Source organism: Paenibacillus kobensis NBRC 15729, assembly GCF_004000825.1.
Lineage (GTDB): Bacteria > Bacillota > Bacilli > Paenibacillales > Paenibacillaceae > Paenibacillus_T > Paenibacillus_T kobensis.
Map to the genome: position 1 here is coordinate 273,222 of NZ_BILZ01000001.1, position 19,205 is coordinate 292,426.

At 50.3% G+C, this 19,205-nt stretch carries 14 protein-coding genes; 3 read left to right on the top strand and 11 right to left on the bottom strand.

Annotated features, from left to right (window positions below; all coding sequences use genetic code 11):
• Window positions 1–36: 36 nt before the first annotated feature.
• Together PKO01S_RS01235 and PKO01S_RS01240 are read right to left on the bottom strand one after the other, a co-directional pair.
• Window positions 37–636 carry an isochorismatase family protein gene (locus tag PKO01S_RS01235; protein ID WP_127529455.1) on the bottom strand — a complete coding sequence of 200 codons (600 nt, stop codon included), beginning with the start codon at window positions 634–636 and terminating at the stop codon, window positions 37–39.
• A gap of 21 nt (window positions 637–657) precedes the next feature.
• Window positions 658–2,058, bottom strand: coding sequence for an MFS transporter (locus tag PKO01S_RS01240; protein ID WP_218031441.1), 1,401 nt, complete (start codon window positions 2,056–2,058; stop codon window positions 658–660).
• Between the two features lie 146 nt (window positions 2,059–2,204).
• Here PKO01S_RS01240 and PKO01S_RS01245 point away from each other — a divergent pair, with 146 nt between their 5' ends.
• Complete coding sequence (locus PKO01S_RS01245; RefSeq protein WP_127529456.1) at window positions 2,205–2,789, top strand: TetR/AcrR family transcriptional regulator; 585 nt, start codon at window positions 2,205–2,207, stop codon at window positions 2,787–2,789.
• A 66-nt stretch (window positions 2,790–2,855) separates the two neighbouring features.
• Here the strand turns inward: PKO01S_RS01245 and PKO01S_RS01250 are convergent, their stop codons facing one another.
• Entirely contained in the window at window positions 2,856–3,605 is a 750-nt protein-coding gene (locus PKO01S_RS01250) for an SDR family NAD(P)-dependent oxidoreductase (protein ID WP_127529457.1), read from the bottom strand.
• Between the two features lie 192 nt (window positions 3,606–3,797).
• Here PKO01S_RS01250 and PKO01S_RS01255 point away from each other — a divergent pair, with 192 nt between their 5' ends.
• The gene (locus PKO01S_RS01255; RefSeq protein ID WP_246070395.1) at window positions 3,798–4,436 is read left to right on the top strand and encodes a TetR/AcrR family transcriptional regulator; all 639 of its coding nucleotides are present in this window, start codon (window positions 3,798–3,800) and stop codon (window positions 4,434–4,436) included.
• 73 nt (window positions 4,437–4,509) lie between these two features.
• Here the strand turns inward: PKO01S_RS01255 and PKO01S_RS01260 are convergent, their stop codons facing one another.
• Both PKO01S_RS01260 and PKO01S_RS01265 read right to left on the bottom strand, forming a co-directional pair.
• Window positions 4,510–5,040, bottom strand: a complete 531-nt coding sequence (locus tag PKO01S_RS01260) for an SMI1/KNR4 family protein (protein WP_127529459.1) — start codon at window positions 5,038–5,040, stop codon at window positions 4,510–4,512.
• A gap of 19 nt (window positions 5,041–5,059) precedes the next feature.
• Entirely contained in the window at window positions 5,060–6,025 is a 966-nt protein-coding gene (locus PKO01S_RS01265) for a hypothetical protein (RefSeq protein ID WP_127529460.1), read from the bottom strand.
• Between the two features lie 505 nt (window positions 6,026–6,530).
• On the opposite strand from PKO01S_RS01265, the gene PKO01S_RS01270 reads away from it, so the two are divergent.
• A complete protein-coding gene (locus PKO01S_RS01270) occupies window positions 6,531–7,427 on the top strand; it encodes a tyrosine-type recombinase/integrase (protein WP_281278825.1) in 897 nt (298 codons plus the stop codon).
• A 677-nt stretch (window positions 7,428–8,104) separates the two neighbouring features.
• On the opposite strand, the gene PKO01S_RS01280 is transcribed toward PKO01S_RS01270, so the two are convergent.
• From PKO01S_RS01280 to PKO01S_RS01305, 6 genes are all read right to left on the bottom strand, one after another.
• Window positions 8,105–8,359: a TerB family tellurite resistance protein gene (locus PKO01S_RS01280; protein ID WP_127529463.1), complete on the bottom strand. Its 255-nt coding sequence runs from the start codon at window positions 8,357–8,359 to the stop codon at window positions 8,105–8,107.
• Window positions 8,346–9,164 (bottom strand): protein kinase domain-containing protein, encoded by an 819-nt coding sequence (locus PKO01S_RS01285; RefSeq protein ID WP_127529464.1) that lies wholly within the window; start codon window positions 9,162–9,164, stop codon window positions 8,346–8,348. Before PKO01S_RS01285 ends, PKO01S_RS01280 begins: the two co-directional genes overlap by 14 nt.
• Before the next feature lie 121 nt (window positions 9,165–9,285).
• On the bottom strand, window positions 9,286–10,314 hold the full coding sequence (locus PKO01S_RS01290; protein ID WP_127529551.1) for an ROK family transcriptional regulator: 1,029 nt from the start codon (window positions 10,312–10,314) through the stop codon (window positions 9,286–9,288).
• A 273-nt stretch (window positions 10,315–10,587) separates the two neighbouring features.
• Window positions 10,588–11,730 carry a radical SAM/SPASM domain-containing protein gene (locus tag PKO01S_RS01295; RefSeq protein ID WP_127529465.1) on the bottom strand — a complete coding sequence of 381 codons (1,143 nt, stop codon included), beginning with the start codon at window positions 11,728–11,730 and terminating at the stop codon, window positions 10,588–10,590.
• A 76-nt stretch (window positions 11,731–11,806) separates the two neighbouring features.
• A complete protein-coding gene (locus tag PKO01S_RS01300) occupies window positions 11,807–12,067 on the bottom strand; it encodes a phosphopantetheine-binding protein (RefSeq protein ID WP_164779412.1) in 261 nt (86 codons plus the stop codon).
• Between the two features lie 17 nt (window positions 12,068–12,084).
• A complete protein-coding gene (locus PKO01S_RS01305; protein ID WP_127529467.1) occupies window positions 12,085–19,203 on the bottom strand; it encodes an SDR family NAD(P)-dependent oxidoreductase in 7,119 nt (2,372 codons plus the stop codon).
• Window positions 19,204–19,205: the final 2 nt, after the last annotated feature.

Here is a 19,205-nt window from a genome sequence, read left to right on the forward strand (position 1 = left end):
TTCCATGTATTGGCCCTGTGATTAGTAAATTGCTTTCTACGCTTTCAGCGCTGCAATAACTTCTTCCGCCGTGCGGATTTTGCCCATTCTAGGGAACATAGTCTGTACGACATAATCATGCTCTTCATTCGTGCCGGCTGTCATCGCTTCTTCTATAAACACTTGATTATAGCCGTGTTGGTATGCTTCTCTTGCTGTCGTATCCACACCGATCGAAGTGGAAATGCCGCATAGCACGATGGTATCGATGCCGCGTCGGCGCAATTGAAGGTCCAGATCCGTACCGAAGAACGCCCCCCACTGCCGCTTGGTTACAATATGGGCATTGGAATAGCCGGCCAGTTCGGGAACGATGACGTCCCAGCCTTCCGGGAATGGCATCGGATTCGGCTCAGCGTCCGTTATTGGTATTAACATGTCCTTGCCGTCAGTAGTCGATACTCTCACCAGGGTAACGAATGCGCCTTGTTTCGTGAACGCTTCAACCATTTGGCTGGCTTTGCCGATGACTTGATCAACGGAATGCGGACTGAACGAGCGTCCAGGATGAGCAATTCCTTTCTGCAGATCGATGACGACCAGCGCTGTTTTTTGTGCATCCAACCGATCTGTTGCTTTCGTATTATCATTTGTCATATCAATCTCTCCCACCTAATTTTAAGTATTCGATGTCATGCCAAGCCTCACGGTTGAGCGGTCAAACAAAGTTATTCCAAGATGAAGTGCAGCTACTGCTACGCATAACAAGGCAAGATGATGAATGCCAGCCGTCGTCGCGCCCTGTCTTAAAAATAAGCCGTTCGCAGCGGAAGCGAGCATCGCTCCGATGTAGGCGGACGTTCGCAGAAGACCGGACGAAGCTCCTATATGTTCAGGACGTGCTTGGTAATAAAGCACGTTCTGATTGGCCAGATTGAGCAAACCTTGCGGAATCCCCATAAGCATTACGATTCCGACAAGCAGAATGATCGGACTGCTGCCCCGAACGGCAAGCAGCAGCACGGATGTCGCGACGGCAAGGAAGCCGCCTACTGTAAGTTTGGCGCGCAGAGCCGGATTTTTCCCCGTTGTACTCGAAACGATTAGCCCCGTCCCGAACATCGGCAGCAGGATCAATCCGGCATTAGATGGAGACAAGCCTCTGCCCTCTTCCAGCCATTGAGTAAATCCGTACAGAAAGCTATAGGTAATCGTTGCGGATAGCAAGCTCCGCCCGTAAGTCAATAACAATGGGACGTTGCCCCCCAAGACGGTAACGTTGATAAACGGTTGTTCGGCTCGTTTCTCTCGATATACGAACAACAATCCGAACACGATTGCAAGTCCGATGAAGTAGAGAGTTCGAAGATGCGGATTCATTAAGAACAGAAGCGCAGAGATCAGCGTGAATGCGAAAAAGAGCATCCCTGCAAGATCAATGGTTTCCGCTCGTTCGCGACCGCCCATCTTCTCCGTCTTCGGAAAGCGATAATACCCGAGCAAAATACAAGCAATCGACAACGGAACGTTAATGAGGAATGCGCTTTGCCATCCCCACCATTCGATCAGAATTCCCCCGAGCGTCGGACCGATGACGGCTATCGTTTGGTTGGATACGGCCAGAACGGTCAATACTCCAGCCGGACTCTTATGTCCCGTTCGATCGGCTTCGCTGCGGATGAGATACATGGCTGCTGGATAGCCTGCGCATGTTCCGAAGCCAAGCAATACCCGCGCCGCGACCATCCACCACAGATTAGGAGCGAATATAGCCAGAATACCGGACAATCCTACAATAGAAGTGGCAGCTAGAAACATCAATCTCGGCCCGAACATGTCAATCAACTTCCCTGCAACCGGCTGCCCGATGGCGGTGGCTAAGTATAACGCCGACACTAACCACGCGGTCTCGGAAGGCAACGCATGGAACGCTGTCCCGATTGGTATCAGCGCAATGGATATGATCGATGAATTAATGGGATTAATAATCGATCCGAGTATCATGGGAGCAATCAATTTACGATTAAAGCCATCGGCTGCAGCCTTGTTCCGAAGGCCTCCCTTCTTGAACAAAGGCATGGCGATCCACTCCTTGTTAATGAATGATAGATATAAACTATTTTTTATAGTTTAGTCGACAACACATATCGTACACTTCGACAAACGATTTGTAAACTATTTTATATAGTGATAAATTATTTGTAGATCGTTATGCGAGGTGTGCCGTGGTCCAGAAAAGAAACTTAACGAAAGATAAAATTATTAGCGTCGCCTTAGAGCTTGCCAATGACATCGGGGTTAAAGAGGTTACGTTCCCGAAGCTGGCTGAGAAGCTCGAAATTAAGTACCCTTCCCTGTACAACCATTATGCCAATGCTGACGAATTGCGTGATGATATGGCCACTCGGCTATTCCGAATGCTCAATGAAGAGGTTGGTCCTTTGTTAATTGGCAAGACGAGAGGCGCAGCTGTCAAGCTGTATGCGAATGCATATCGGGGCTTGTCGATGAAGTACCGCGGATCATACGAGTTGCTTACTTCCATCCCAAAGAAGAGCAATGAAGCGCTGTTCGAAGAATCGTCCAAGCATACGGCTATACTGAGGCAAATACTGGAGAGTTTCGAGCTTGACCGGGCGACGCTCGTTCACAGAAGCCGGTTTCTAAGAAGCTCCATTCATGGATTTATATCGTTAAATATGTTGGGTTTTTTGCAGACCGAACGAGGTGTATCCACCGAGGAGAGTTTTCAGATCATGATAGCCGATATTATCGCTTTGTGCGAACAAAGAAAACCAGCTTCCGATTAGTCAACTAACCGGAAGCTGGTTTTTTTATCGTTAGAGAAGAGTTAATAAGATGGCTAGTGTTCTTAATTATTTGGCGTAGTAGCCACCATCAATCGGCAACTCGATTCCTGTAATGTAAGACGACTCGTCCGAAGCAAGGAACAAGACGCCGTTCGCGATATCCTCCGCCTTGCCGAGTCGCGGCAGCGGACATTGCGATTGGAACCATTGACGCATATTCTCGTCGTTGAACATATCGATCGTCATCGGCGTTTCGATAAATCCGGGATGGACGGAATTGGCCCGAATGTTGTAGCGGGCGTAATCGACCGCAGTCGCTTTGGTCAGCATCCGTACAGCACCTTTGCTTGCCGTATAGGGACCCGTACCGCTGCCCCCGGTCAGTCCGGCAATAGACGAGATGTTAATAATGGAGCCTCCGCCCGCTTCAATCATTTGCGGAATGACATATTTCTGGCCGAGGAAAATGCTCGTCAAGTTAATCGACATCGTCTTCTCCCAGCTCTCGATTGTCAGCTCTAGAAATGGCGTTGCATTGGAAATCCCGGCATTGTTCACAAGAATATCGATCTTGCCGAACTTCGCGATCGTCTCGTTTACGACATGGATCCAATCCTCTTCGGAAGCAACGTTATGCTTGAAACCGATCGCTTCGCCCCCGATCTCGGTAATCTCACGAACGACCTCCTGAAGCTTGTCCTCTTGCAAATCCGTAATCGCAACCTTCGCACCTTCCTTAGCAAACAACAGAGCGTCTGCTTTTCCCATGCCTCCGGCCGCACCTGTAATAATCGCTACTTTGTTGGACAGTCTCATAAGATGTGCACCTCTTCACGATGTTTTTGAATAAAATGATAGTTAAACTATCATATTCTGAGTATACGAGACTTCTTAGCGTAATGCAAATCCATTTCATAACACGTTATAATGGAAACACTCATGAGATACTGAGATGAGATGCAGCATTCAAACACTAAACAGATACAGATCATATAAGGTGAGAGGTAAATGGTTATGGAATCAACTGGACTGCGTGAGAAGAAAAAAAATGCGCGATACCGCAGCATCGTTAATAAAGCGGAGCAACTGTTTCTAGACAAGGGGCTGGACCATGTCCAAATGCAGGATATCGCCGATGCGGACGGCATTGGAATCGCGACTCTGTTCCGTTATTTTCCCAAGAAAGATAAGCTGATTGTAGCAGTTGCCGTCGCCAATCTGGAGAAGAACATTGAAACGTACAAGGAACTCGCGGGATCTAACCAAACGGCGTATGAAAGACTCGAGCAAGTTTTAGATTTTTTGACAAAAGACGATCAATTACAGAGTGCGGTAAAGTTCCGGGAAGCGTTCGAAAGCTACGCCTCCTTCGCCAAGAGTCCACTCGATGATATTCAGGATTATATCGACACACAGAAGGAAATTGCCCGGATCTTCATGAGCATTATTGATGACGGCCGAACCGATGGTTCCATCCGGACCAACATCCCCGTGAAAGAAACGCTGATCACGATCATTAACGCTTATGGAACGTTCGGCAATAATATTGCGTTGAAATCCCCTATCTCCTATCTCGAGGACGATATTGCCCCGGCCAATCAGCGGCGGATTTTGAAAGAAATGCTGCTTACGTATATTCGCCCATAAAAAAACAGGCAGTTCGTTTAGAACTGCCTGTTCGCTTTACCGCTGAAGGCGGGCGGTATGATTTCCATTGCGATTACATTTCATCTTCCTCATTCAAGCAAATCTCAATAAACTCAAACAAACTGTTGGCTTCGACAGAGCGATTGCCCCAATCATGCCAACAATATAACATTTGTCCTACCGTCCCCGATTCGGATGGATCCGTATCGATGCAGAGATAATCCCCGCCCCCATTCTCGGCAATCGGAATCCACTTCGAGTGCCATAGGTACGGCTTAATTCGAGGATCATTCGAAAGCTCCAAACCACCATCGGGATCAAACTCTTCCTGCATAAAATTCCAGTTATCTATAATGTTCGAAATTGGTGAAAGCGTAAGATTTCGTAAGAAGGGGTTGCATCCGATATTCCATACTTGTCCGTTATAAATCGCGTACAGTACTTTCAATTGTTCAGGCATCGTGATGGATAACGTCTGTTCTAGCCGCTGAAAATCCTCTTCGTTCGCACCGGGTTGCAAGTTCATGGATGCCATGAAGTTCGCATCCGACTTTGAACCTTTCTCGATTATCCGTTTCCATAGCTGTTCCGCTTGATTGACCATCCTGTTCTCCTTCTCATCACTAGTCGATACGTGCCATAATCCACTCCTGCAGCGTCAGGTTGCGCTCTTTCGCCCGGCGTGCCCAATCCTTCTTCTTGTCTTCTGTAAGGAATAAGGTAACCGGCAATAAACCGGTATCAATGAGCGTCCCATCGTACTTCGAAATGATTTCTCCCGACTTCATGAACAACTTCAGCTTATCAATAAGATCCGGATGCGTAGCAGGCATAACCCCGGATAACACGCACTTGCGAACCTCAACCGTCAGTCGCCCGTCGGCATTGGTGAGCTTCATATTGGCTGGACCCGCATGCTTAAATAACTCTTCTATTATCGAAAAAATGATGGAGTCCGGCGATTTGGGCGCCGGGAATTCAAAGCAGGCATAGCCGTATCCGTTCACCGGTTTACGCTCCGTAATGGAAAGTGCCGGCTGCCAGCCTTGTATTACGGCTTCATCATACGTCAACAACTGATCTTCATTCGTTCTGAGCTTCGCTTCAATCTTACGGTTATTAACTCGTTTCAGCTCGACGATTCGGGCTATCTCCCCGTTACGAGCGAAGGGTTGATAGATGAACAGTCCCGTGCGTTTATCATATACCGTCTCGGATTTGCCGGCGTCCGGATTTTCTCTTCTATACCGCTCTAATTCTTCTTCCTTAATAAAGTACGTTTTCTTCCCGCGGTATTCCTCTTCATAGTACGCAATCCATCCATCACGGATGAGCTTATGGACATAAGTAGTCGATCTGCCGATTCGCCTTGCAGCCTCTACAGAGGTTAAATCTTGTTTGACATAATTGTTCTTGAATTCGAGAACATCATCCAGACGAAACCGATAGCCTCCGTCTCCACGGTGCGTCGACCGGTTGACCGGATCTAATCTCTTCTCCGGATCTTCATGATTGATGATCTTATATAGCGATGTGGACGTAATCCCAATCTCTTGAGCCGCTTGCGTTAAGTTGATGTATTCGATCATTTTGGATTGTACACCTCTGGCCTAGTTGTATGTATGGATAAACTGATATTGGTCTTATTCATTTTATCATAGTTATCTACTACCTGTCTTAATCTATGGAATTAAAATACTAACTCTATACTTTATCTTTAACTTCACTTAACCTTCATACTTTGAGATCAGATTTGTTATGTTTTAGTTTTTTATGTCCAAACAAAAAGAATGTACGGTTATTTGTTTTTCATTTATAATTTCAATTTCGGCGTGTCTAATTCGTTAACGAAAGTTATAATAATATTATTAGAAATAATCTAACTTAATAAGGCGGTAATAAAACATGAACGATTTGCTCAATTTAGATCAATCATCAATGTTTATGTCTCCCGCTCTATCGAATTCCTATACTACGGATAAGTTAATCACTGAATTATTGAATAACAGTCATTACATAGGTTTGCGGGAGATCGTATCTCAGGATGAGGATGAGGAAGGCAATTACAATTATTCCCGAGTGTCGAATGTAGGCATGGTGTATTTGTATGTTCATAATAGGGAGAAAGCGAGAAAGGCTAAAACGAAGGAAGATTACACGAGGATGCTGCTTGCTTTTTTGCAATATACAGCGGCGGTTGGCAAAAGCGACATTCGGCAGTTTGCCCGATTCGACATGGAGGCGTTCCAGCTTCATCTTGAACAGCGGTACACGAAATCGAGCACGCTGGCGAAGAAAGTGGTCATCGTGCATTCCTTTCTTAGCTGGTGTTATGAGGAAGGCTATTTGAGCAAAAATATTGCGCGCGGACTTCGGCCGGTGAAGCTCGTGAAAGAGGAAATTCCGGAACGGGATATCGACGAATTGGATCTGAAGGATGCGATCTTATTTTATAAGGATAATCCGAAGGTGCAGTCCCTCCTCCTCATCTTAGCGACAAGCGGTATGCGGTTGAATGAAGTGATCACCCCCTGTTGGAAAGATTTATACTGGGACCGGCGCCAGAAGAGACACTATCTGATCACTCGCACGAAGAGGGATAAAATCCGGCATGTTCATATCAAAGATTATGCACTCAACGTCTTGCTTGAATATCGGAAACGAGTCGGACTCAGCACCGAACTGAACAGCGAAGACGAAACTCCCTTCTATCCGAACCGGTACGGGCAGCGGTATACGTTATCGAGCTTGTCCTCCTACCTGTCGAAGTACATAGCGGCCGCTGGACTTACGACCATTCATGGGAACCGGGTCACGCCGCATTTTATGAGACATTATTTTGCTCAGACGGCTTATGCGAAAGGCGCTCCGCTCGATTGGATCTCGGAGACGGTCGATCACTCTTCTACGAAGATAACGAAAGATAACTATTTGAGCCGGCAATTGAAGAAGGATCGCGATGTGAGCGATTATGTCGATCTGGAAATGTAATTCGAGTTCGTTAGTTTAGCCATATGAGCGGCAGTTTGGGGCCTAAGAAGCCCTGGGCTGTCGCTATTATTTTATGGGACAAGGCATTCACACAAGTATGTCTTCTATCAGTTGCATATAGTATGCTGAAAGAAGGTGTATCACAATGTCAAGATTACTGGATGCAAGAACATCACAAAATGCAAGCTATCAACAATCCATTAGTTCGCCGACTCCTACCACTCCAGCGATATTCGGACAAGTAGGATTGCAATGTATAAATCCTGGTGGATCGATTCGCGTTCAATTTACGGCGACAACGACCATTTCGTTTCCAGGGGCCGCAACCAACTTAGCTGTCTTTATCTATATCGTAAGAGGAACGTTGATCTCCGACCCATTGGTGTACTCTGCAACCCTTACCTTACCCGCAACAGCGCCAGTGGGCGGACCCACGATTATCCCTTTTAGCGTTACGGGTTCCGACTTCAACGTTCCCGCTCCTCTTAACAGTCAACTAACGTATTCCGCATTTATAAGTTCCAATAGTTCTTCACCGCTTCGGGTCGGTCCGGAAAGCTTGAATGCCGCTGCTTATTCGGACTTTTAAGGGATATAAAGGCAGCCGAGTCAATCTCGGCTGCCTTTATGCTTTTATCTATCCCATAATATGGTCTCAAATACCAGAGCGAGATGTATTAAACAGCAAATACATTTTTAATCATATCCTCGAGTTCCTGTTTCAACTCGCGTTTATCTTGGCTTATTTTGACGGCGATAGTCTCTAACAGCTTACGCTCGGGTTTGGAGACGGCTTGATCCGAGCAAGCAACCAGTTTAAGCGCGTAATAAATAGTCTGTTTTGTTTCAATGTCCTTCAACTTATCGAACGCTTTGAGAAACTCCGATTCGTAAATTTTGATGCGGCTGAACCTCGCCTTACCGCTCTGCATTCCAAGCTTCTATATATGCATCAATAGATGGATAACGATCGTCTTTATTCTGACTGACCGCTTTCAGTGCGATCGCATACAGGCCTGCATTCGCCTCCCACTTGTCGAAGGAACGTTCCGTACCGCCTCCGAACAACTGGAACGCAGTTGCGCCCATTACAAACACATTGGACCGTTCATCGATCCGCTCACCGAGCTGGAACTCTTCCGGTGACATGAACCGGCTCGATCCCCACATGCGTCCCATCGTATTGATAACGGGACTCTTCCTATAAAATTCAATGTCGCAGATCATGGTCCGTCTCGTCTTAAAGTCATACATAATACTGCCATCATAGAAATCAAGGGCAATGTAACCTTTATAGTTCACATGAGAGTGGAACGAGAGAATCACCTGATAGATGCTCATTTTATCGTCTAACGGTAATGCGGTGATTCGTTCATGAGCAGCGTATTGCCGGCCCATGCATTCTCCTTCGAACCATTCATTTACGACGAGATATCCGTCCTTTACTTCCTTATGTTCAATAATGTCGATAAGATTTGGATGACGCAGTTGTTCATATATGTTCAAAGTCGATTTCAATCGTTGTATAGCTTCTTCTTTGGTAACACTGCTTCTCTTCGTTGCTGCTCCTGCCAGCTTCAAAAACAGCTTTCTATTATCGTTATGTACACCGAAGCATAAATACCCGGAGTCTTGATCGTCAAAAACAGCAAAAACACGGCCGTATTCGGAAAGAAAATCAAAATCAAACGGTTCTTTTAATTCGAATGAGACACCATTGACTATTTTGTTAATCATCGATCCTCCTGACATCGTATTCAGAGGAATATTATACCGTATTTTAATAGGAAGGAAAGCGAAAAAAGACTACGATTCTCATCGCAGTCTCATAAATTAATAACATCGATATTTAATGCTACTAATAGTCTGATTCCATAATCATAAGATCCATCGCTAATTGCTGCAAACCGTACAAATAATCCTGTCGCCAATCGCTGGCGAGCAGTACCGGCAGATGCTCCCGCGGGATATACGCAGCGCTCTTCTCCTTAATCTTTGCAAGCAGAGCATCATCGACTTCATCATCACAAAAGATGACGGCACTCGGATTCGTAATGGCTGCGAACGTGGCGACTAGACGGCCGACGGAGTCAATCTGCTCATCATCTGCCAATACGGTTCGGCGATAGTCGTCTCCTTGCAACAGCGCTTGCCGGAATGACCGGCTGTCATATTGCGGAACGAACGAAATCTCGCCCGAGAAAGAAGTGTTCCCGCGAACGACGTCGCCGTTAATCATAATACCGGAGCCCGGGCCGTTCTGGCCGAAATAGAGATAGACGAGCGATTCGTTCTCGATCTCCATATTCGAAGCATATCCGAGAACCGAAGCATTCATATCGTTCTCGATGACGACTGGGATTTGAAACCGGGATTCGAGTGTCCCTTGCAGATCGTATCCGAGCAACTGCGGATATGGCGGGATAAAAATGATTCTGCCGTCTTTGACCGCACCTGGCACGCCGATCGCAATAGAACGAAGCCGCGGATATTTCTCGATCAAGGTTTCGATCAGATCCTCCAGTACATGGGCTCCCTGCTGCAGAATGCTTGGCATTGTTCCTTCTTCTTTGATCTCCCCGATACAGTCGAATATATTAAACGTCGTTTCGTTTTTCTCGACGAAAATGGCCAATCCAAGCATATATTCAGGATCGTACGTATACCGTTTGGCTCTCCTGCCGCCGCTGGAATCATCGTCGCCGGAATATATAATTTCCCCGTCAGCCTCCATTTGGGCGAGAAACTTGCTGATCGTCGGGAAGCTGATGCCGAGCCGTTGGCTGAGCTCCGCTTTCGTCGCGCTTCCGAGCATAATGAGCGCAGCACGGATGCGCTGAATGATCGCTTTCTTCTTTTCTTTCGGCGATGTATATAAATCCGTCATGAGGATCATGCCTTTCATGGTTGAATAGTTCTTACTTATTAAATCAATTTAATAAGTAAAGTTATTTTAGCAGAGATAACAGTTAGGAGCAATATGGAATGATGCTGTTTCTTTATGTTGCGACGTTCTAACAGACTAGCCCGGAGAAATTCGGCCTTATGATGCACAACTACATGTTACCATTATTATGTAACGAAATATAATCGCGTAAAACCGCTGCACAAAGAAACAACCATCATCCGATGGATAATGGTTGCTTCATTCCTATAATGCTTAAAATGTTTCTGGATCGGCAAACAGGCGCGTACAGCGGTTGCACATCATCAGATTATCGTTGCGCAAATAATCGCGGAAGCGAACCGCCCGTTCCCCTTCCCAAATCTGGTCGAACCGATCGTGATTAATGTTGCCCAGCTTGTAGTCGGGCAGATCGATGCAAGGGTATACATCGCCTGTCCGGCGAATAATGAGCTCGTGCCAAGGCGCAACGCATTTGGACCGGCCGAATACATTGTCAATGTCCGTGTAATAGTCATGAATATCGACGTAATCGGAATAATCGACGCCTTCCGCATCCCAGATCGCCTGCAGATCCTTTTTCAGCCATTCGGTATCGATCGGAATCGACTCTTCGACAAACCCCTGCCACGCGGGAGACACATCGCAGTCCAAATGCTCTTTCATCTGATGCGCATAAGCGAGCCCTCTATCCTGCGTCGTGTACAGCAGCGGGGCAAAATTAACCGAAATATCCCGGCGTTTAGTCCACGGGTTCTTCGTATCATGAAGCACGACCGTCGCATCCTTGAACCGTTCCCGAAGTGTCGGGATAAAATCCTTAGCGCTCTTGTAATTGGAGGTAGAGAGCACCATGTTGACGCTGATGAATGGGAACATCTTCTTGCGCCGCTTCTTCTCGGCGATCAGCGCCTCGATGTTCTCGCAGATCGTCTGGTAGCTGCCCTTGCCTCGAATTGCATCGTGGTACTCCTCTGGACCGTCGATCGAAATGTTCACGACAACCGTGTTGTCGATCAAGAACGGGATCCGTTTTTTGATCAAGGAGCCGTTCGTGTTCACGTATACATTCATTTTCTTGCTGCGCAGATGGGAGACCAGCTCTTCGAAATGCTTGTACAGCATTACTTCGCCCCCGGTCAGAATGACTCCGATCGGGTTGCGTCCCTTCGGCACCTCGTCAATAAACCGTTTCAGCACCTCAATGTCGAGCTGTTCGCGGATGACACGTTGAGGCTCTTTGAGTGCCCATCCCGTATCGCCCCAGATATGACAAAAGGAACAACGGTAATTACAAATCTCAGACGGAAAAATCGTTAGTTGTTTGAGTACCGGCGTCAGGCTTTGCACATGCTCGACTAGCTTCTCTTCCCGAAGCGCTCCGGCATTCGTCCACATTAGGCGCCCACCTTTCCCTCTATTTAATATGGTTAAGTGTTATTGCAGGTGCTCCTGATTCCTAAAGTGCATTAGCTTACGTTGTGCTTGCCATGGTCGACTCGACATATCGACTAATGTTGTTGATGGTGAGGAAGTTCTGATACTGCAAGTCGTCGTCCTCCCATGAGACACCGAACTCCATCTCCAGAGCGAGTACGAGCCGGATGAAAGTGACAGAGTTAACACCGAACTCAGACAAGTCGTCGTCCGGGCCGATCGTTTCGATTCGATCCCCTTCATCCGCCAATACGTCCTTCAACAAATCCATTACCTTGTCTCGAATTTCTGCTGTCATATCGATTCCTCCTAAGTTCATTTCAAAGTCCGTTCTGCACTTGTATCGAGCTTAGCGACGATCATTTGCTGGAGCATGCGCTCTTGTTCCGCAATCCGCCTGAGCCGCTCTGCACCAACCTCGAAAGCGGCTTGCCGGTAAGCGTCGCCGTACATATACCGAGCCATTCCTTTGCGAACATATTCCCAATCTGCAAGTATCCCGCTTAGAACCGCCCGTTCTTCCTCCGCTTCAGGCAGCAGCGCATCCAACCGATAGATCTCGACTCGCTTGGCCGTCGCCGCATCATTCAGAAAAGCAACTAACCGGTCCACATGAGTCCGCAAGCTTTCCTCATCAGCCGTTATCCTGCAATAGTCGGCAATGAAACGGTCGAGTACTGCTGCACTGTCCGCCAATGTGTGTCTGCCTTCGTGCCAGGTTCGGGCCCATTGAACAGCCGGATCGGAAGCGGATCCCGTCGGCAAAGGCGCAGGAGCAAAATAATAATGCGTAGCTTCGTGCTGACCGGTACGGACGTACCGGTCCATGAAGCTGTCGAACGCGCGGGTCAGGTCATCGAACGGCAGTGTTCGCCTTCGATACGACAAATTTTCCATCCGGTCATGCTCGACGATGTGGAACAGTCTCTCTCGCCGGTCAAATCCGAATATAAGCAGCGTATGGTCGATATGCCGCTTACCGTATGCATCCTGCCGAATCGGCAGTTCATGGCAGTCCACCCAGACGACAGCCGGTTGGCCGCCAGCGAGACCGTCCAGCAGTTCCCGAACAATATCATCGCTGCCATACCTTGTCTCTGCACGCACACCCGATTGAGCGAAGATCGCTTCCATCGTCTGCACAGCGGAATAAGTTGCAGCGTATTCGCCGTCTGCTTCCTCGTACACGACCAGGTCATTGGCCAAGAATGGCACTATACTTCGCCCGAAGCTGCGGATTACTGGGAACATCGAATTGTAGAAGCAGTTGCGGTAGAAGATGTCGTTAAACGGTTCGATACCAGGCAAAATCAGCGTCTCCGGAAGCGGTGCAGAACCCGAATGCTCATCCATCAGCGGTTCCACCGTTCGGGATACCGTCTCTCTTGCGGATAACGATGATGTTGCCGGTAATGAACGGGAGACTCGCTCGCCCGCAGGTATGGCATTCATCGTGTCGATTGCGTTCATCTCGCCACCGGATTGCCGGATATAGCGGGAAAGTGCGTTAATCGTACGATGTTGATACAGATCGTCCGCGTCAATCTCGACACTGCGGCGGGCCAGTTCTCTCTCCAGCTCGATTGCAAGCAGCGAATGGCCGCCGAGCTCGAAGAAGTCGTCATCAACGCCGAGCTCCGTTATGCCCAGCAAGCTTCCCCACAATTGCCCCAGCCGGTCTTCGAGCGAGCCGGCACCATTCGTTCTTAAACCTTTAACCGTTACTTTCGCCATCGCTCGTTCAGCCGCTCGTTCTCTCGATGGACGAGTTCTTGCTTCGGTTGTGAGCACTTCCGGCTCTGGTCCGATCCAATGCCGTTGGCGCTGGAACGGATATGTCGGCACGCGCACCTTACGCGTCTGCCCGCCTTCGTACATCTGTTCCCAACCAACTTCAGCTCCCGACACATAAAGCTGAGCCAATTCGTTCATAACACTCTCTTCATCGATCATGTCCGAATTCGGACGGGTAAAGAGCTGTTCCAACAATGCATTGGTTTGAGCGCTAAGCTTCCGATGCTCCGAGACGGTCAGCATGCCGGGTTCAGCTCCCTCTCGCTCGCCCGTGATCACTCTGTGGAATCCCTGATATACGCTGCGTTTTCCAAGATCCGAATCAGATGACGCACCGGACTCCCCTTGTTCGAGTTGTTGCTGCAGTTCGGAGCGGTTGCGGAAGACGAGCGCTGCGCGGTAAGCGTAATGCCCTCTTCCCGTATTCGCTGTTGCGCATATATCTTCAAGTGCATCGCTGCTCGAACGTAAAAAACCACGATAGCTGCGCATAAGTGAACGCAGCGCCTCTTCTGACTTGCCGGATAGAGCGAGAATCCGCCATTGCTCCCGTTCCTCTTCGATTGCCTCCGTACGGCTGCAATGAAGCGGTGCCTCCTCCAGCACGATGTGGCAGTTCGTCCCGCTGAAGCCGAACGAACTGACTCCGCATCGGCGCGGTGTGCCGTCCGTATCCCATTCCTGCGGACGGTCAACGACGTATACGGGCGAGCGCTCAAAAGCGATGTTCCGGTTCGGCCGCTCGAAGTGAAGCGTAGGCGCCAATTGCTTATGCAGAAGGGATGCGACAGCTTTGGCAAGCCCGGCTGCACCGGCAGCGCTGTCCAGATGGCCGATGTTCGATTTCACCGAGCCGATCGCGCAGAACTGCTTTTTGCCCGTATACCGCTCGAATGCCCGCTGGATACCGTCCACTTCGATCGGATCGCCGAGCTTCGTGCCCGTTCCATGTGTCTCGATATAGGTGACGGTCGCCGGATCGATCGCGGTATTCTTCCAAGCCTGCACAATGACTTTCTCTTGTGCGACCGCATTCGGAGCGGTAATGCCGGCGGATGCGCCATCCTGGTTAATAGCTGAACCTTTGATAACCGCATACACCCGGTCTCCATCCGCCAACGCTTGCTCGACCGGTTTGAGCAGCAAGGCGACTGTGCCTTCGCCCCACACGGTCCCGTCAGAATCGTCATCGAATGCTCTCGTCTGCCTATGGGACGATTCGATGCCGATTTCGAACACCCCATCAACCGGCATCAGACAAGCCTTCACTCCGCCTGCAAGCGCCATGTCGCATTCGCCGCTGCGAATCGCCTGGCAAGCCAAATGGATGGCAACGAGCGACGAGGAACAGGCCGTATCCACAAGGAATGCAGGCCCTTGCAAATCAAGCATGTACGCAATTCGGCTTGCAATGAGAGATGGCGTATTGCCTGCTCCAGCTGCGTGGATTAACGACGGGAATTTTTTCGTAATGTACTGCCCATAGACTGGCCAATCCGCGTAGCCGAGATAAACACCCGTTCGCGTGCTTCGGATTTTCCCGCCTCCGTACCCGGCATCTTCAATCGCTTCCCAGCTCGCTTCCAGAAACATCCGTTGGTTCGGGTCCATGAGCGACGCTTCTCTCGGCGAGATACCGAAAAATTCGGAATCGAATTGGTCCACGTGATCCAAATAACCGCCATGACTGAAGCGGATCTCTTCATCCGGCACGTCAGTGAAATGAGCGATGAACCGGCGTCCGTCTGCCTGTCGCTCATCCGGGTATGCCCGGATCGATTGTTTGCCGCCGATCAGGTTCGCCCAGAACGAATCCAAGTCAGGCGCATCCGGCATTCGAACGGTCATTCCGATGATGGCGATGTCGGTTGCTTCGTCCGCATTGTAATTTGGACGGCTGTCCTCTGTACCCATCGTTGAATCATCAACCGAACGGTTATCTTCCGGCTGAAGAAAGAGCGAAATCTTGGCAATCGTCGGATGACTGAACAAGTCGGCTATTTTCGTTCTGCCGGGAAACTCGTCTTGCAGCTTGGCATGCAACCGCGCAATGAGAATCGAGTCACCGCCCAGCTCGAAGAAGTTGTCGTTAACGCCAAGCTCCTCATACCCGAGCACCGCCATCCATGCTTGTGCGACCTTCTGTTCCACATCCGTGTACGAAGCGCCTTCGGTTTTCCCCTTCAGCTTAACCGGTGCCGTTCGCTTCGTGTTGGCTGATCTCGTCTCAAGCAGCTTCCCGCTCGCGGCCGCTGCAACATCCGAGCGGAAAGGCAGCCGATCGCCCAATTCGAACAGCGCGCTCTCCCGATTCCACTCTCCCACGATAATATGTGGGGCATCTGCGCGAAGCAGTCTTTCGAATGCTTCCATCCCATCTTCGGGACGCAGTATCCGGAACAGCTCTTTGCGCTCATCCGGCTCGGAAGTAGCGGACAGACCCGTCCGTTCCCATGCAGGCCAGCCGATCGAGAGAACTCGGCCGCCTTCCGCACGGCGTGCAGTTGCGTAAGCATCCAGCCATGCGTTTGCTGCCGTATAAGGGCCTGAACCGACGCCGCCAACCAACGTAATCGCGGAAGAGAATAGAACGAGAAAATCCAAGTCGTCCGGTAGAGTCAACTCATCAAGCAGCCGAGTACCTTGAACCTTAGCTGCGGTAAATGTATGGAAGTCCTTTTCCGTTAGAGCGGTTAAATAATTCCCGGCACCGCTGCCTGCCGCATGCACGATTCCGTTCACGCGCCTATATCGCCGCCTAAGAAGCTGCAGTGCTTCTTGCAAAGAGCTTTCATCTGCAACATCAGCGCTAATAATGTCCACGCGAGCGCCATTCTGTTCTATGCTGCGAATGTTCCTTATCCGTTGCGCATCGGATGATTCTGACTGAACGGAAACGATATGATCCCACGCCTCGCGGGGCGGGAACGGTGATCGATTCAGCAGCGCAATCGTTACGTCGCCTTTGGCAGCGATCTGCTGTGCGATGCGAAGACCAATGCCGCCAAGCCCGCCGGTCACGAGATATACACCTTCCGAACGCCAAGTGTAAGGCGCTTCGTCTTCCGAGAAGTTATGCAGTTCGCACATTCGTTCTACATATCGCTTCCCGCTTCGCCAAGCTGTCGAATAAGGCACGGCATTGTCCTGTTCCCGTGTTATAGCGGCCGCAAGTCCGTCGACATCATCTGCCCAGCAGCCGTAATCGACCGTGCGAACTTGAATGTGCGGCATTTCCCATTGAATCGCCTTGCCCATTGCGAACAGCGCAGCTGCATTCCGATTCGAACTCTCTTCGTTTCCGATGACCCGATATACACCAGCAGCAGCAAGGATAAGTCTTACCGGTTTATTGTACTTCTCTGCCTTCAAAGCCCGCAGCAGCCCTAGCAACCGGCAAGCTTCACTGTTCAAGCTCTCGATGGCGTCAGCTTCTTCTCCGTTAAGAAGCAGTACCATTGTACGCCCATCTGCCCCGTCCGATTGCTGGAAAAGCTGATGAAACTCCGCTTCCCATGCTTCGATCGTCGCCTCAGTGCTTACAGCGAGGCCGGTTGGCACTGCAGACAGAACCATCTCTGTTAAGCCGGGCTCGAGCGCATCCGATTGCCGTGCTAATGCTCGAAGTCGTGCCGCCGCACGAGCGATAAGGCCACGGTTGGTACCTGCGATGATGTCCGGCAGCCGGCAGGCTCTCGCCGTAGTCCGATCCGCAGTAATCGGCAGCGGCTCCTCCCGCCATTCCAACCGATGATACATAGGAATTGCAGCCTTCGGTGCATCATCCTCAGGCAATCGAATCCAACACCGCTGCCGCTCGAACGGTGTTGCGGGAAGGTTCACTCGAGCCGCATTCCGTTCTTCATAAAGCCGCTCCCAACGAATGTCGGCACCCGCTTCATACAGCCTGCTGAGCTCTCGGACCGAATCCGAATAGGTTTCCTGCCGTAGGCGTTCTAGTGCTACAGCAGCTAACCGGTTCGTCTCACCGTCTGAGGTGACCGGTCCGTGAATATGCACGGGATTCACTCGCCGCAGCGACGCGGACATCTCCTTGCGATCCCTTGCTAGAACTGCCAGTCGGTATGGATAATGGCCGCGGCTTGTGCTGGCAGTATGACAAATATCAAAGAGGCTAACATCGGAATTCGTATCCAAGTAGTCGGCATACCGTGCGGCTAATTCAATCAAAGAGGCCTCCGAACGCGCCGAGAGCGGCAACAGTTCTAGCCTTCCGCTCGATACGAATAACGACGGTTCCGCAACCGCAGAATCAGGCTGAGGCGCTGGTGCTTGTTCCAACACGACGTGACAGTTCGTCCCGCTAATGCCGAATGAGCTGACCCCGCAGCGGAGCGGGTTATTTCCTTCCTCCCAGACTTCCAGATGCGTATTGATATACGCTGGGGAATCGACGAAAGAAATCGCGCGGTTCGGCCGTTCGACGTGCAGTGTCGGGAACAGCTGCCGGTGCTTCAGCGACAAAACGGTTTTCAGCAGACCGGCGATGCCAGCTGCATTGTCCAGATGACCAAAGTTGCTCTTAATGGAGCCGACGGCACAGAACATTTTGCGGTTCGTGTATCTCGCGAACGCTCGGCGAATGCCCTCCAGCTCAATCGGGTCGCCAAGCTTGGTGCCGGTGCCATGCGTCTCGATATAGCCGATGGTGTCAGGCGAGATGCCGGCTTGACGCCATGCTTCCGCAATCACATCCGCCTGTGCGTCCGCATTCGGAGCCGTAATTCCGACCGAGCTTCCGTCTTGGTTGACGGCGCTCCCCTTAATGACCGCATATACCGGATCGCGGTCCAGCAGCGCGCGGGCGAGCGGCTTAAGTACGATCGCGACCGCCCCTTCGCCCGTCCCGGTTCCGTCTGCCTCATCGTCGAATGTTCTTGTTCTGGCCGTAGACGATTCGATACCGACCTCGAAATCCCGGACAGGCAGCAGATGGAGTTGAATACCGCCTGCAATCGCCTGATCGCATTCTCCATTTCGAATCGCCTGGCATGCGAGATGAACCGCGACTAGAGACGACGAACAAGTGGTATCGACGAGTAAGCTTGGGCCCCGCAGGTCGAGCAGATAGGACAGCCGGCTGGCGATGATCGGCTTGACGTTGCCTGGCATCGCCATGGAAGCCGCTTCCGGCTCCGCCTGGTCGATCATCCGTTTATACTCCGAATCGGAGCCGTAGCCGACATAAACGCCCGTTCTGCTGCCGATTAGACGGCGGCCTCCCATACCGGCATCTTCAATCGCCCGCCAAGCCGTCTCCAAGAACAGCCGCTGGTTCGGGTCGAGCAGACTTGCTTCTTTGGGCGACAGTTTGAAGAACGTATAGTCGAAGCGGTCGATCATCTCGAGGAAAGCTGCTTCACCGTAGCGAAGGCTGGCCGGATCGGTGCCAGCCGCGCGGAAGTAACGGTCCGTGTCCGCCCGGCGTGATTCCGGCAATGTCCGAACGGCGTCGGTTCCTTCCCGCAGAAGCTGCAGCAGCTCCGACTCGTTCTCCGCGAGTGGCAACTGCATTCCAATCCCGACGATCGCAATATCCGATTCCGCGGCTTTTCGTACCGCAGATGTTGAACTATCTTCTTTCCCTCTGCTTTGCAGACGAACCGTTCCGAAATCCATTC